The organism is Curtobacterium sp. SP.BCp, from assembly GCF_051903255.1.
Classification (GTDB): domain Bacteria; phylum Actinomycetota; class Actinomycetes; order Actinomycetales; family Microbacteriaceae; genus Curtobacterium.
In genome coordinates, this window is the sequence record NZ_CP194338.1 from 1,694,306 (window position 1) to 1,708,720 (window position 14,415).

10 protein-coding genes and 1 other RNA gene are annotated in these 14,415 nt (G+C 71.3%); 8 read left to right on the forward strand and 3 right to left on the reverse strand.

The features are described from left to right. Positions 1-8 precede the first annotated feature (8 nt). Both ACRQ4C_RS08220 and ACRQ4C_RS08225 read left to right on the forward strand, forming a co-directional pair. Positions 9-875: a Nif3-like dinuclear metal center hexameric protein gene (locus tag ACRQ4C_RS08220; RefSeq protein ID WP_439690793.1), complete on the forward strand. Its 867-nt coding sequence runs from the start codon at positions 9-11 to the stop codon at positions 873-875. A 2-nt stretch (positions 876-877) separates the two neighbouring features. Beyond that, positions 878-1,612 (forward strand): zinc ribbon domain-containing protein, encoded by a 735-nt coding sequence (locus ACRQ4C_RS08225; RefSeq protein ID WP_439690794.1) that lies wholly within the window; start codon positions 878-880, stop codon positions 1,610-1,612. Positions 1,613-1,672: 60 nt separating this feature from the next. On the opposite strand, the gene rnpB is transcribed toward ACRQ4C_RS08225, so the two are convergent. The 3 genes from rnpB to map all read right to left on the reverse strand — a co-directional run bounded on the left by rnpB (position 1,673) and on the right by map (position 3,887). Next, positions 1,673-2,027: RNase P RNA component class A (gene rnpB, locus ACRQ4C_RS08230), an RNA gene on the reverse strand. Between the two features lie 205 nt (positions 2,028-2,232). Next, complete coding sequence (ppgK, locus tag ACRQ4C_RS08235; protein WP_290131911.1) at positions 2,233-2,991, reverse strand: polyphosphate--glucose phosphotransferase; 759 nt, start codon at positions 2,989-2,991, stop codon at positions 2,233-2,235. A 32-nt stretch (positions 2,992-3,023) separates the two neighbouring features. Beyond that, positions 3,024-3,887: a type I methionyl aminopeptidase gene (gene map, locus ACRQ4C_RS08240; RefSeq protein ID WP_439690795.1), complete on the reverse strand. Its 864-nt coding sequence runs from the start codon at positions 3,885-3,887 to the stop codon at positions 3,024-3,026. A gap of 266 nt (positions 3,888-4,153) precedes the next feature. Between map and ACRQ4C_RS08245 the strand changes: the two genes are divergently transcribed. The 6 genes from ACRQ4C_RS08245 to ACRQ4C_RS08270 all read left to right on the forward strand — a co-directional run bounded on the left by ACRQ4C_RS08245 (position 4,154) and on the right by ACRQ4C_RS08270 (position 14,415). Next, complete coding sequence (locus ACRQ4C_RS08245) at positions 4,154-4,330, forward strand: SPOR domain-containing protein (protein WP_152997990.1); 177 nt, start codon at positions 4,154-4,156, stop codon at positions 4,328-4,330. A 51-nt stretch (positions 4,331-4,381) separates the two neighbouring features. Further along, complete coding sequence (glnA, locus tag ACRQ4C_RS08250; RefSeq protein ID WP_290131909.1) at positions 4,382-5,719, forward strand: type I glutamate--ammonia ligase; 1,338 nt, start codon at positions 4,382-4,384, stop codon at positions 5,717-5,719. Positions 5,720-5,729: 10 nt separating this feature from the next. After that, positions 5,730-8,771 carry a bifunctional [glutamine synthetase] adenylyltransferase/[glutamine synthetase]-adenylyl-L-tyrosine phosphorylase gene (locus ACRQ4C_RS08255; RefSeq protein ID WP_439690796.1) on the forward strand — a complete coding sequence of 1,014 codons (3,042 nt, stop codon included), beginning with the start codon at positions 5,730-5,732 and terminating at the stop codon, positions 8,769-8,771. Positions 8,772-9,792: 1,021 nt separating this feature from the next. Further along, positions 9,793-11,412 carry a glycosyltransferase family 2 protein gene (locus tag ACRQ4C_RS08260; RefSeq protein WP_439690797.1) on the forward strand — a complete coding sequence of 540 codons (1,620 nt, stop codon included), beginning with the start codon at positions 9,793-9,795 and terminating at the stop codon, positions 11,410-11,412. Further along, positions 11,405-12,976: a glycosyl hydrolase gene (locus tag ACRQ4C_RS08265; RefSeq protein WP_439690798.1), complete on the forward strand. Its 1,572-nt coding sequence runs from the start codon at positions 11,405-11,407 to the stop codon at positions 12,974-12,976. Before ACRQ4C_RS08260 ends, ACRQ4C_RS08265 begins: the two co-directional genes overlap by 8 nt. Further along, on the forward strand, positions 12,973-14,415 hold the full coding sequence (locus tag ACRQ4C_RS08270) for a UDP-glucose dehydrogenase family protein (protein ID WP_439690799.1): 1,443 nt from the start codon (positions 12,973-12,975) through the stop codon (positions 14,413-14,415). Before ACRQ4C_RS08265 ends, ACRQ4C_RS08270 begins: the two co-directional genes overlap by 4 nt.

The following is a 14,415-nucleotide window of genomic DNA, read 5'->3' on the forward strand; positions in this document are numbered from 1 at the left end:
CTGACGGGATGCCGAAGCTCCGCGAGATCCAGGACGTCGTCGAGCAGCTGTGGCCGTCCGCCGGGGCGGAGTCGTGGGACGCGGTCGGCCTCGTCGCCGGCGATCCGGATGCCGACGTGCAGCACGTGCACCTCGCCGTCGACGCCGTCCCCGCGACCGCCGCGGAGACCGTGGCGCTCGGGGCAGACCTGCTCCTGACGCACCACCCGCTGCTGCTCCGCGGTGTCACGACCATCGCCGAGTCGACGTACAAGGGTGCCGTCCTCGCGACCCTCGTCCGCGGTGGCGCCGGACTCCTGGCCGTCCACACCAACGCCGACGTCGTGACCACCGGCACGTCCGCCGTGCTCGCCGACCGCCTCGGTCTGACCGACCAACGACCGATCGACCCCGGAGCCGACCCCGCGACGGGGATCGGTCGCGTCGGCACGCTCGCTGAGCCCACCACGCTCGGCGCCCTCGCCCGGACCCTCGTCGACCTCCTGCCGGGGACCGCTACGGGCGTCCGCGTGTCCGGCGGGTACGACGACCCGGTCCGGACCGTCGCGCTCTGCGCCGGCGCGGGCGATTCGCTGCTCGGGCACCCCGCCGTCCTCGGCGCCGACGTCTACGTCACGAGCGACCTTCGTCACCACCCGGCGTCCGAGTTCCGCGAGCAGGCACAGCTCGCCCTGGGCCCCGCGCTCATCGACACGTCCCACTGGGCCACCGAGTGGCTCTGGTTCGACGTCGCCGCGTCGGAGCTCGCCGCCGCCGCGGGGGTCCGGGTGACCGTGAGCGACCTCCGGACCGACCCGTGGGACTTCGCCGTCCTGCCGGCTGCCGGGCCCGACGGGGCCGCGGCCGGACCCACCACCGAAGCAGAAGGAGCCTGACCGTGAAGGCAGCACCCGAGGACCAGGCCATCCTCCTCGAAGTCCAGCGACTCGACAACGACGTGACCCGCATCGAGCACCGCATCACCGCGCTCCGCAAGGGCGACCAGCTCACCGAGCTCAGCACGAAGGCGGCGAAGCTCCGTGGCGAACTCGCCGCGGCGACCGGCCTCGTCGAGGACGCCGAGCGTGAACTCGCACGCCTCGAGTCGGACACGGCGATCGCGCAGGCACGGGTCGAGCGCGACACCACGCTCCTGCAGAACGTCGCGAACGCGAAGGACGCCGCAGGCCTGCAGAGCGAACTCGACTCGCTGCAGCGGCGCATCGGCGACCTCGAGACGAGCGAACTCGAGGTCATGGAGCAGCTCGACGGCCTCCGCGCCCGCGTCGGGGACATCGAGGCGCAACTCGCCGACGCGGACGCCGCGCGCGCCGGACTCGTCTCCGAGCGGGACACCGAGATCGCTCGGCTCGAGGCCGACCGGACCTCCGCCGTGCAGTCCCGCGCGGACGTCGCCGCGAAGGTGCCGGCGGACCTCCTGGCGCTGTACGACCGGCAGCGCGCCCGGTACGGCTTCGGCGCGTCGCTCCTGCAGGGTGGCGTGTCGACGGCCTCCGGCGTGACCCTGACGAACTCCGACCTGCAGACGATCCGTGCGGCGGCGCCGGACGACGTCGTGCTCTGCCCGGACAGCGACGCGATCCTCGTGCGCACGCCCGAGTCGGGGCTGTAGACCCGGCCACCGGAACGACGGGAGGCCCGGTGCCAGCTGGCACCGGGCCTCCCGTCTGTGCGAACGGGCCGGCCGTACGCCGGGTTCTGTCCCGCTCTCGCGGTGACGGCCATCTCTCTCGGACCGACGTTGCCGTCGGCCTCCAGCGGTCTACCCGAGGACTCGGCGAGCAGCCTCGACGTCCTCTGTCTGACCTTGCTCCGGGCGAGGTTTACCGAGCGGATCCGGTCACCCGGACCCCTGGTGGTCTCTTACACCACCGTTTCACCCTTACCGACGTCGCCGCCGGCGGTCTGCTTTCTGTGGCACTGTCTCGCGGATTGCTCCGGGTGGGTGTTACCCACCGCCCTGCTCTGTGGAGCCCGGACGTTCCTCGGCACTCCCGGGGGAGTGACGCGACCGTCTCACCGACCCGTTCGCAGTGTCGAGTGTACCGGTGGACGCGCCCGTACAGCGTCCACACCGGCGACCCGTTCGCAGTGTCGAGTTCACCCGTGGACGCGCCCGCACAGCGTCCAGCGGTGCGCTCGCCCTCCGAACCGCGAAGGCGACATCGAACCAGACCGCGCGGGTGGTTCGATGTCGCTTTCGCGGTTCGGCTGGCGTGTCTGCTGCCGCCGCTACTGCTGCGGCTGCGACCGGGCAGCGAGCGTCGCCGCGCCGATGATCCCCGCGTTGTTGCGGAGCGTCGCGGGGATGATGCCCGCCTGCAGGTCGAGCAGCGGCAGGAACTCCTCGTGGTGCTTCGACACGCCGCCGCCCACGACGAAGAGCTCGGGGGAGAGCAGCGCCTCGAGCGTCGAGTAGTACTTCTGCAGGCGCTTCGCCCAGTGCTTCCAGGACAGGTCGTCCCGCTCCTTCGCGGCGAACGAGGCCTTCGTCTCGGCGTCGTGCCCGTCGATCTCGAGGTGCCCCAGCTCGGAGTTCACGATGAGCACGCCGTCGTTGATGAGCGCCGTGCCGATCCCGGTGCCCAGGGTCGTGACGACGACGAGGCCGTCCTTGCCCTTCGCCGCGCCGAACTGCTGCTCCGCGAACCCGGCGGCGTCGGCGTCGTTGACGAAGTGGATCGACCGCCCGAGCTCCTTCTCGAAGAGCGCCTCGGCCTCGAAGCCGATCCACTTCTTCGACACGTTCGCCGCCGACATGGTCTTGCCGTCGCGGACGATCGCCGGGAAGCACACGCCCACCGGGACGTCCGCTGCCGGCGCGAGCTCGTCGAGGATCGACTTCGCCACCGCGACGATGTCGTGCGGCTTGCCGCCCTCGGGCGTGGCCTTCTTGATCCGGTCGGTCTGGAGTTCGCCGGTGGCGACGTCGACGATCGCGCCCTTGATGCCCGTACCGCCGATGTCGACGCCGACTGCGAGGGTGGTCATGAGGAGCCTTTCGGTAGGGAGGTCAGGGGCTGTCAGGAGACGGTGAGGAGCTCGGCGCCGCGCTCGGTGACGACGAGGGTGTGCTCGGACTGCGCGGTCCACGACTTGTCGCGCGTGGAGACGGTCCAGTCGTCCGACCAGATGTCCGCCTCGATCCCGCCGAGGGTCAGCATCGGCTCGATCGTGAACACCATGCCCTCCTCGATGACGGTGTCGTAGTGGGGCGCGTCGTAGTGGGGGATGATCAGCCCGGAGTGGAACGCCCGTCCGACCCCGTGCCCGGTGTAGTCGCGGACGACGCCGTAGCCGAAGCGCTTCGCGTACGCCTCGATCGCGCGGCCGATGACGTTGACCTGCCGCCCGGGAGCGACGGCCTTGATTCCGCGGCGGAGGGCTTCCTCGGTGCGGGTGACGAGGTCCTGCACCTCCGGGGCGGCCTCGCCGACGAGGAACGTCCGGTTCGTGTCGCCGTGCATCCCGTCCTTGTAGGCGGTGATGTCGATGTTGACGAGGTCGCCCTCCTGCAGCACGGTGTCGTCCGGGATCCCGTGGCAGATGACCTCGTTGAGGCTCGAGCACAGCGACTTCGGGTACCCGCGGTAGCCGAGCGTCGAGGGGTAGGCGCCGTGCGACACGACGAACTCGTGGCCGATCCGGTCGAGCTCGTCGGTGGTGACGCCCGGACGGATCGCTGCGCCGACGGCGTCGATCGCCTGCGACGCGATGCGTCCGGCGGTCCGGATCCGCTCGACCTCCTCGGCGGTGTACGTGTCACCGTGGCCGTGCTCGTCGGGCTCGGCGCGGCCGACGTACTCGGGCCGCTCGATGTCCTTGGGGACGGGTCGCTGCGGGGAGATCCGGCCGGCGGTCAGGTGTCCGTGTGCGTCCCGGGGCATGCCGACCACTCTATCCGGGCGCGCGGGCGAGGACGCGCGGGTGCCGACGCGGTGCGCGGGCGAGGACGCGCGGGTGCCGACGCGGTGCACGGTGACCGCCTGGAGGCCCGCAGGCCGCCCGGCGGGCCGGCACCGGGCCTCCAGGCGGTCGCGTCGGGCGCGGGGCGCACCGCGGGGGCGACAGATCTCGCCGCAACCGCGCAGCCCGCGCGCCACGCAACGCCCCACTCCGACCCCCGCCGCCCGCCCGTGGGTACGGTGGCGGCATGAGCGACGAACGCATCGAGTCCCAGTGGTGGTTCAACGAGAAGACGCACGAGGTGGAGCAGGGCCCGCAGTCCCCGCAGCGCGACCGCATCGGCCCGTTCGACACGCGTGAGGAGGCGCAGCACGCCCTCGACCGCATCAAGGCGAACAACGAGCGGTGGGACGACGAAGACTGACCCGGGAACCAATAGGCTGAGCATCCCAGCTGCTCCACGGAAAGGGCGTCAATGGACAAGCAGACGGACTTCGTGCTCCGCACCATCGAGGAGCGCGGCATCAAGTTCATCCGACTCTGGTTCACCGACGTCATCGGGACGCTCAAGTCGGTCGCGATCGCGCCGGCCGAGGTCGAGGGTGCCTTCGCCGAGGGCATCGGCTTCGACGGCTCCGCGATCGAGGGCCTGACCCGCAGCTACGAGGCCGACGTGCTCGCGCACCCGGACCCCTCGACGTTCCAGATCCTCCCGTGGCGCGGCGAGATCGACCCGACCGCGCGGATGTTCTGCGACATCACGACGCCGGACGGGCAGCCCGCCGTCGCCGACCCGCGCAACGTCCTCAAGCGGACGCTGGCGAAGGCGAGCGAGCGCGGGTTCACGTTCTACACGCACCCGGAGATCGAGTTCTACCTCCTCAAGAGCCGCGACTGGAAGGACGGCGGCCCGCAGCCCGTCGACCAGGCCGGCTACTTCGACAACGTCCCGGGCGGCAGCGCACACGACTTCCGCCGCCGCTCGGTCCGGATGCTCGAAGACCTCGGCATCTCGGTGGAGTTCTCCCACCACGAGGCCGGCCCCGGCCAGAACGAGATCGACCTCCGCTACGCCGACGCACTGACGATGGCGGACAACATCATGACCTTCCGTACCGTCGTGAAGGAGGTCGCGATCGAGCAGGGCGTCTACGCCACGTTCATGCCGAAGCCGATCTCCGGCCAGCCGGGGTCGGGCATGCACACGCACGTGTCGCTCTTCGAGGGTGACCAGAACGCCTTCTACGAGGCCGGCGGCCAGTACCAGCTCTCCGAGACCGCGAAGCACTTCATCGCGGGCGTCCTCCGCCACGCGCCCGAGATCACCGCGGTCACGAACCAGTTCGTGAACTCGTACAAGCGCCTCTGGGGCGGTGACGAGGCCCCGTCGTTCGTGACGTGGGGGCACAACAACCGCTCCGCCCTCGTCCGCGTCCCGCTGTACAAGCCGAACAAGGGCCAGTCCGCGCGCATCGAGTACCGCGGTATCGACTCGGCGGCGAACCCGTACCTGGCGTACTCGCTGCTCCTCGCGGCGGGGCTCAAGGGCATCGACGAAGGCTACGAGCTCCCCGCCGAGGCCGAGGACAACGTCTGGAGCCTCTCGGACTCGGAGCGTCGCGCGCTCGGGTACAAGCAGCTCCCGGCGAGCCTCGACCACGCGCTCGGCCTCATGGAGGACTCCGAGCTCGTGGCGGAGACCCTCGGCGAGCAGGTCTTCAACTTCGTGCTGCTCAACAAGCGGCAGGAGTGGAAGGCCTACCGCGACCAGGTGACGCCGTTCGAGCTCGACACGAACCTCGGCGCCCTGTAGTCCAGCGCACATGACCGGTCGGACGAAGACGTCACGGTCCGAGCTCGCCAGGCTCGGCTTCGCCGAGCTCTCGGAGAGCCTCGAACGGATCGCCGCCCTCGAGCGGACCACCGGCCTGGAGGCACGGTTCGGCCCGGTCCTGCCCCAGGCGGGGAACGGGTCTGCCGCGGTCGGCGGCGGGGCCGCTCCCGCGGGCCCGGCCGGGTTCGACCCGGCCGCCGTGTGGGGTGCGACGGCAGACCCGGACGGCGCCCTCCGACTGCTCGAACGCCTGTCGGAGCGCGCGTCCGAGGAACTCGGTGCCGTCCTCGCCGACGGTGCCGCGGCCGAGCGCCTGGTCCGGCTGCTCGGGGCATCGGTCGGGCTCGGTGAGTTCCTCCACCGTCGTCCCGCCGAGCTCGCGTTGCTGTTCGACCCCGTGACGCCCCCGTGGACGCAGGAGGCCTACACCGCCTCGCTGCTCGACGCCGTCGACGGAGCCACCGGTGAGGACGCCCGGCTCCGGCTCCGCGTGCGCTACCGGCGGCACCTCGCGCACATCGCCCTCTTCGATGTCCTGCACGAGGCCCCGACCGAGGCGTTCCCCGCCGTGGCTGCCGGGCTCGCCGACCTCGCGGGGGCGGCGCTCGAGGCCGCGGTCGACATCGCCCGGCGCGAGGTGCCGTTCCCGGCCGCGGACGTCGCGGCGACCCCGCTCGCGGTCATCGCGATGGGCAAGGCCGGCGCACGCGAGCTCAACTACGTCAGCGACGTCGACGTGATCTTCGTGACCGAACCGACGCGCGACGACGAGGCCGACACCGGCGTCGGCACCGATCGTGCGGTGCTCATCGCCACCCGTCTCGCCGTGGCCGCGACCCACGCGATCACCGACCTCGCCGCCGAGCCCGCGCTGTGGGAGGTCGACGCGAACCTCCGACCGGAGGGCAAGGACGGCGCGCTCGTCCGGACGCTCGACTCGCACGTTGCCTACTACCAGCGCTGGGCGAAGGAGTGGGAGTTCCAGGCGCTCCTCAAGGCGCGGCCGATCGCCGGCTCCGCGGACCTCGGGCAGCGCTACGCCGACGCCGTCGCCCCCTTCGTGTGGAACTCCGCCACCCGTCCAGGGTTCGTCGAGTCCGTGCAGCGGATGCGGGAGCGCGTCACCGAGCACATCCCCGACGCCGAGGTGGACCGTCAGCTCAAGCTCGGGCCCGGCGGGCTGCGGGACGTCGAGTTCACGGTCCAGCTGCTGCAGCTCGTGCACGGCCGCGACGACGAGAGCGTCCGCGAACGCTCGACCCTCGACGCGATGGAGGCCCTCACCGCCGCCGGGTACGTCGGCCGGCCCGAGGCCGCACGCTTCGGCCCGGACTACGCCCTGCTCCGCGTGCTCGAGCACCGCATCCAGCTCCGGCGGCTGCAGCGCACGCACCTGATGCCCTCCGACGAAGAGGAGCTGCGCGTCCTCGCGCGGGCGAGCGGCTTCGCGACATCGGCGGCCGCGCTGGAGACACGCTGGCGGTCGGTCAAGCTCGAGGTACGTGGCCTCCACGAGCGGCTGTTCTACCGTCCGCTGCTGTCGGCGGTCGCTGCGACCGACGGCGACATCGTCCTGACCAGCGACCAGGCGGCCGACCGCCTCGGCGCGATCGGCTTCGCGGACCCGGCGGGAGCGCTCGGCCACATCCGTGCCCTCACGCAGGGCACGAGCCGACGAGCGACGATCCAGCGGAACCTGCTCCCGGTGCTCCTGCGGTGGATGGCCGAGGGGCCGGCGCCGGACCGGGCGCTGCTGGCGTTCCGGCGGCTCAGCGACACCCTGGGGGAGTCGAGCTGGTTCCTCCGGATGCTCCGTGACTCCTCGGGGGCGGCACACTCGCTCACCACGGTGCTGTCCGAGTCGGCGTTCCTGTCCGGTCTGCTCGAACGCTTCCCCGAGGCCGTCGCGTGGCTCGACGAGCCCGAGTCCCTCCTGCGGCCGAGGCCGATCGACTCGCTGCTCGCCGAGATGACCGCGACCACGGCCCGGCACGGGGACGACGTCGACGGCTCGGCTGCCCTCGTGCGGTCGGCTCGACGTCGGGAGACCCTGCGGCTCGGCATGGCTGCGGTGCTCGGGTGGCTCGACGTCGACGCCCTCGGACCTGCCCTGACCGACGTCACCGAGGCCACCCTCGCCGGCGCACTCACGCTCGCCCGGCGGAACGCGCCGGAGGGGCTCGAGTTCGGCATCGTCGGGATGGGCCGGTACGGCGGTCGGGAGCTCGGCTTCGGCTCCGACGCGGACGTCCTCTACGTGTACCGCGTGGCGGAGGGAACTGAGTCCGAGGTCGCTTCCCGGGCGGCGCAGGCGATCGTGCGCGAGCTCGGCCGGCTGACCGAGGACGCCATCCACCCGTTCGAACTCGACGTGGACCTGCGACCCGAGGGGAAGAACGGACCGCTCGTCCGCACGCTCGACTCCTACGCCGCCTACTACGCCCGCTGGTCCCTGACGTGGGAGGCGCAGGCGCTGCTCCGTGCCCGTGGTGCCGTGGGCGACGCGGGGCTGCTCCGTGACTTCGAGCACCTGGCCGACCGCACCCGTTACCCGGAGCGCATCGACGACCACGCCGTCCGCGAGGTCCGCCGCATCAAGGCCCGTGTCGAGTCCGAACGGCTGCCGCGTGGCGCGGACCCCGCTCGGCACCTCAAGCTCGGCCGTGGCTCGCTGAGCGACGTGGAGTGGTTCGTACAGCTCCTGCAGCTCCAGCACGCGCTCACGGTTCCGGGCCTCCGGACGACCTCGACGCTCGAGGCCCTGGCGGCCGCGACCGAGGCCGGACTCGTCGCGGCGGACGACGCCGAGCGGCTCGGTGCCGCGTGGCGGTTCGCCTCCCGGGCCCGCAGCGCCCTCGTGCTGTGGTCCGGGAAGACCACGGACGTGCTGCCCGTCGACCGCATCCAGCTCGAGGGGATGGCGCGGCTCATGGAGTACCCGCCGGGCTCGGCGACGCGGCTCGAGGAGGACTACCTCGGGGTCACGCGGCGCGCCCGTCAGGTGTTCGAGCGGGCGTTCTACGGCGCCTGACCCCGGTCGCAGCGCCGGCGCACAACCGAAGACGCCGCGAACCACGGTTCCCCGCGGTGCGAGCCGCCTGTGGTTGTGCGGACGCAGCTCGCGCCGCGTGAGCGCCGGCGTGCGCCAGGGCGGACGGGAGGCCTGTGGCGGGGCCGCCCCGCGCCTCCCGTCCGTCGCCCGGTCACGTCCACCGCGCCGCCGTCCACCGCGCCGCCGCACAACCGAAGACGCCGCGAACCGGGGTTCCCCGCGGCGCGAGCCGCCTTTGGTTGTGCGACGGTAGCTCGCGCCGCGTGAGCGCCGGCGTGCGCCAGGGCGGACGGGAGGCCTGTGGCGGGGCCGCCCCGCGCCTCCCGTCCGTCGCCCGGTCACGTCCACCGCGCCGCCGAGCGCCGCGCCGCCGCACAACCGAAGACGCCGCGAACCGGGGTTCCCCGCGGCGCGAGCCGCCTTTGGTTGTGCGAACGCAACTCGCGCGCGCTGCGCGCCGCGCACCCCGACGCCCGCCGCGCTCCGCCGCCGCCCAGCGCGCCTCGACACGCCCGGGGTGACGCGTCCGGTCCGGAGATGACGCGTCGTCGAAAGTGAATTCCACGTGTCCGGAACCGTCCCCCACTGTCGCCGCGCCTGTACCCCGCAGATGGGACCGCTCCCACACGACGAGCCGCCGGCTGTGGTCGTGTCTACAACCATCAGGGTGACGGTCGACGGTGCGGCAGGTCGCCACACAACCCCCTGCTGATCGGGGATTTCCGCCTGAGTCGGCACGCGCCTCCCGGCCGGCCGCCGACCCTGCGAGCACGCGACGGTCACGCGGAGCGGTCCACCGCATTGCTGTCAGCACTGGTGGGGACAACGCTCGTCCGCCCCGAGGCGGACAACCGTGTACCCCGTAACGCGCTCGTAACACCCCCGGACGGGGGCCGTGTTGCGAGGGGTGTCACGTTTCTGCATCAATGGCTCCACCCGAACCGACCACTGGTTCCTCGATGAAGCGGAATCCCCACCTCGAACGTTGAAGCAGGGATCGATGTTCACCTTCATTCTGCAGATCCGGCAGATGGTCGAAGGGCACCCCGAGTTCTACCTGTTCGCCGTGTACTCCGCGGTGATCTGGTTGCTCTGGCTGCTCAAGGTCGTCCTGTCCGCCCGCTACCGCCCCTTCACCGGCACCTACACCGGTACCACCAGCGTCGTCGTCCCCGTCGTGGACGAGCCGCTCGACCTCTTCCGGGACGTCATCGGCCGCATGGTCGAACAGCAGCCCGGCGAGATCATCGTCGTCATCAACGGCGCCCGGAACGAAGCGCTCGAGGGGGTGTGCGACGAGTTCGCCCCGCTCGTCCGCTGGACCCACACGCCGATCCCGGGCAAGCGCAACGCCGTCAAGGTCGGCACCGAGATGTCGACCGGCGACATCACGATCCTCGTCGACTCCGACACCGTGTGGACCCCCGGCACGCTGTCCGAGCTCCTCAAGCCGTTCGCGGACGAGTCCGTCGGCGGCGTGACCACCCGGCAGCGCATCCTCGAGCCGACCCGCAGCTGGATCACCCGCTGGGCGGACTGGCTGGAGAACTCGCGCGCGCTCTACTCGATGCCCGCGCAGAGCGTCCTCGGGCAGATCGGCTGCCTCCCCGGCCGGACGATCGCGTTCCGCCGGAACATCCTCGTGCGCGTCATGGACAAGTTCATGCACGAGAAGTTCATGGGCGTCTTCCTCGAGGTCTCGGACGACCGCACGCTGACGAACCTCACGCTCAAGGAGGGGTACCGGACCGTCTACCAGTACACGTCGCTGGTCTACACGGACGCCCCGCTCCAGGTGAAGAAGCTCTTCAAGCAGCAGCTCCGCTGGGCCCGCGGATCGCAGTACAACACGCTGCGGATGCTCCCGTGGATGATCGGCCACGCGCCGGTCCTCGCGCTGTTCTTCGTGACCGACATCATCCTGCCGTTCATGCTGTTCGGCGTCATCGCCGGCTGGATCTACCGCGCGGTGACCGGTCAGGGCGAGAACCTCTACCAGGGCATCCTGCAGCAGTACGGCTTCTCGACCGGGTTCGTGTACGTGGCGGCCCTCATGGTCGTGTCGAGCGTGCTGAGCATGGCGATCCGGCAGATCCGGCACCTCTCCGAGAAGCCGAGCGACTTCTTCCGCCTGCCGATGTTCATCATCGTGTCGACGTTCTTCCTCATGCCGATCCGCCTCATCGGCTTCTTCCGCCTCGCGCACGCGTCCGGCTGGGGGACCCGGGCGGGTGCCTACGCCGGCGGGCCGATGGAGGAGGACCCCGCGCAGCCGCAGGAGCTCGCGGCGCAGACCCCGGTCAGCCCGGTCGACGCACTCCGGTACCCCGACGACCAGGCCGCGGCCGACCGGGCGTTCGACGAGATCTTCGGCGCCGGCGCCAGCACCCGCCGGACCGACTTCGACGACGGCGCGGACGCGACCACCAACTCGACCGCGACCGTGCTCGCGACCCGACGCTCGCCCGAGCACGCGCTCACAGCGGTCCCGACCAGCTCGGCGACGCCGACCCGCGCGGCTGCGAAGCCGGCCAAGGTCCGCCGCTACAACCCGTACGCCGCGATCCCGTACCTGATCGGCATCGCGATCTTCGCCCTGGAGGCGTTCCTCATTGTCTGACCTCATCCGCTCCTCCGGTGCCTGGTGGGCCCAGTCCAGCAAGCACGCCCGACTCACCGCTGTCGGCACGACCGCCATCCTGGTCGTCCTCGGCCTCATCACCTGGACGGTCTGGGTGTCCCCGGCCGGCCCGGTGTCCACCGCCGTCCACCAGGCCCTCGGCGTCACCCCGCCGAAGAAGCAGGTCTCCGCCGCCGAGCTGCAGACGAAGCTCACCGCGGCCCAGGAGAAGATCTGGGCCCTCGAGGGCAAGCTCGACTCCTCGACCGCCAAGGCCGGGTCGCGTGGCGACCAGATCGCCGACCTCAAGGCACAGCTCGCCTCGCTGCAGTCGCAGCTCGGCGCCGCGAAGGGTCGGTCGGGAGGCTCGGCGAACGCGAGCGGGTCGGGTTCCGGCTCCGACGGGGCCGGTTCCTCCGGCGGGTCCGGGTCGGGCACGTCGGCCGGCGGGTCCGGTCCGTCGGGCGGCGACGCCTCCGCTGGCGGCTCCGGCGCGTCCGCCGGCGGGTCCGGCTCGGGCGGCAACGCGTCGAACCCGAACACCGGGCCCTCCACCGACCCGGGCCCCGAGCCCGTCACCGCGCCGAGCAAGGCACAGGTCCTCGGGCAGCAGTCCCGGTGGTACGGCCTCTACACCGCACAGTCGCCGTTCAACTGGTCCGAGTACGACCAGGTCTCCCAGGAGGTCGGCAAGGCCACGAACATGGTCGGCTTCTTCCAGGGCTTCGACCAGGACTTCAACGCGAACGCCGTCCAGCGCTCGTGGGCGAACGGCCGTCTGCCGATGATGACGTGGGAGTCCGTGCCCGCCAAGACCGGCAACGACGAGCCGTACGTGCCGGGCTACACGAACGAGGACATCCTCTCCGGGAAGTTCGACGCCTACCTCACGAAGTACGCGAAGGACGTCGCCGCGAACGGGATGCCCCTCGTGATCCGCTTCGACCACGAGATGAACGGCCAGTGGTACAACTGGTCCGAGTCGACGAAGCAGCAGAACGCGGCCGGCTCCTACGTTGCGATGTGGAAGCACGTCTGGCAGGTGTTCCAGGACAACGGCGCGAACCAGTACGCCATCTGGGACTGGTCCCCGTCGCGCATCGACAAGCTCGGCAACCCGAAGTACCAGACCGTCGACTACATGCGGAACTACTACCCGGGCTCGGAGTACGTGGACTGGGTCGGCATGAGCGGCTACTACCGCGACGCCACCGAGCAGCCGACGTTCGAGAACACCTTCGGTGCCACGCTCGCCCAACTCCGCGAGATCGCCCCGGGCAAGGGCATCGTCCTCAACGAGATCGGTGCCACCGAGACCGGCGGCAGCGTCTCCGACTCGCAGAAGTCCCGCTGGATCTCGTCGCTCTTCGACGCTCTCGCGGACCCCGCGAACGCCGACGTCATCGGTTTCAACTACTTCAGCCTGACCGCCACCACGATCGTCGACGGTGCCCGCACCACCAACGACTGGCGACTCAACTCCCGCGCCGACAGCCTCGAGACCTTCCGAGAGGGCATCGCGCGGACCGACATCGACTACGACCTGCAGGAGGTCGAGCAGTGACCGCTCAGAAGAAGACCCCGTCCGCATCCGCGACGTCCTCGTCGGACGTCCGCCCCGCACCCGTCATCAGCGTCATCGGCACCGGTTACCTCGGTGCCACCCACGCGGCCGCCATGGCCGAGATGGGCTTCGAGACCATCGGCGTGGACGTCGACCCCGCGAAGCTCGCCGCCCTCACCGCCGGCGCGGTCCCGTTCTTCGAGCCCGGGCTGCCCGAGCTCATCACGAAGCACGTGGCGAGCGGCAAGCTCCGGTTCACGGCGTCGCTCCCCGAGGCCGTCGCCGCGGCCGACGTGCACTTCGTCTGCGTCGGAACCCCGCAGAAGGCCGGCTCGCACGCCGCGAACCTCGCGTACGTCGAGGCAGCCACCCGCGGCGTCGCCGAGCACCTCACGCACCCCGGCCTCATCGTCGGTAAGTCGACCGTCCCCGTCGGCACCGCAGCCCGCCTCCGCGAGCTCGTCCGGGAGTTCACGCCCACCGGCATCGACGCGGAACTCATCTGGAACCCCGAGTTCCTCCGCGAGGGCAAGGCCGTCGAGGACACCCTGCACCCGGACCGGCTCGTCTGGGGCGGCGCCTCGCCCGAGGCCGACGCCGTCATCCGCGAGGTCTACGCCGCACCGATCGCCGAGGGGTGCCCGGTCATCACCACGGACCTCGCCACGGCGGAACTCGTCAAGGTCAGCGCGAACGCGTTCCTCGCGACCAAGATCTCGTTCATCAACGCGATCTCGGAGATGTGCGCCATCACCGGTGCCGACGTGTCGACGCTCGCGGACGCCCTCGGCCACGACGCCCGCATCGGCCGGAAGTTCCTGAACGCCGGCCTCGGCTTCGGTGGTGGATGCCTGCCGAAGGACATCCGCGCGCTCATGCACCGCGCGAACGAACTCGGCGCCGGTCGGGTCGTCGGCCTCATGCAGCAGGTCGACGAGATCAACATGGGCCAGCGCGAGCGGGTCATCGACATGGCGATCGAGGCCGTCGGCGGATCGGTGCTCAACCGCCGCGTCGCCGTCATCGGGGCCGCGTTCAAGCCGCTGACCGACGACGTCCGCGATTCCCCGGCGCTCAACGTCGCCGCGGCGCTGCACCTCCGCGGCGCCCAGGTCTCGCTGTGGGACCCGGAGGCGAACGAGACCGCCCGCCGTTCGTTCCCGACGCTGACCTACGCCGTCACGAAGGAAGCCGCCATCGAGGGCGCCGACGTGGTCCTGGTCCTCACCGAGTGGGACGAGATCATCGAGGCGTCGCCCGTGTCGCTCGGCGAGGTCGTCGGGCGCCGCGTCGTGATCGACGCGCGCAACTGCCTCCCGGTCGAGGACTGGGTCGAAGCGGGTTGGACCGTCCGTTCCCTGGGACGGCCCACCCCGGTCACGGGTGCACCCGTGAGCGTCGCCGCGGGGGCGAACGACGTGCTGGCGACGGCGCGCTAG

What these genes read in the sequence shown, in the direction of transcription:
- ACRQ4C_RS08220 (WP_439690793.1), top strand. Translation starts at nt 9, where the DNA reads ATGCCGAAGCTCCGCGAGATCCAGGACGTCGTCGAGCAGCTGTGGCCG.
- ppgK (WP_290131911.1), bottom strand. Translation starts at nt 2,991, where the DNA reads ATGACCACCCTCGCAGTCGGCGTCGACATCGGCGGTACGGGCATCAAG.
- map (WP_439690795.1), bottom strand. Translation starts at nt 3,887, where the DNA reads ATGCCCCGGGACGCACACGGACACCTGACCGCCGGCCGGATCTCCCCG.
- ACRQ4C_RS08245 (WP_152997990.1), top strand. Translation starts at nt 4,154, where the DNA reads ATGAGCGACGAACGCATCGAGTCCCAGTGGTGGTTCAACGAGAAGACG.
- glnA (WP_290131909.1), top strand. Translation starts at nt 4,382, where the DNA reads ATGGACAAGCAGACGGACTTCGTGCTCCGCACCATCGAGGAGCGCGGC.
- ACRQ4C_RS08255 (WP_439690796.1), top strand. Translation starts at nt 5,730, where the DNA reads ATGACCGGTCGGACGAAGACGTCACGGTCCGAGCTCGCCAGGCTCGGC.
- ACRQ4C_RS08260 (WP_439690797.1), top strand. Translation starts at nt 9,793, where the DNA reads ATGTTCACCTTCATTCTGCAGATCCGGCAGATGGTCGAAGGGCACCCC.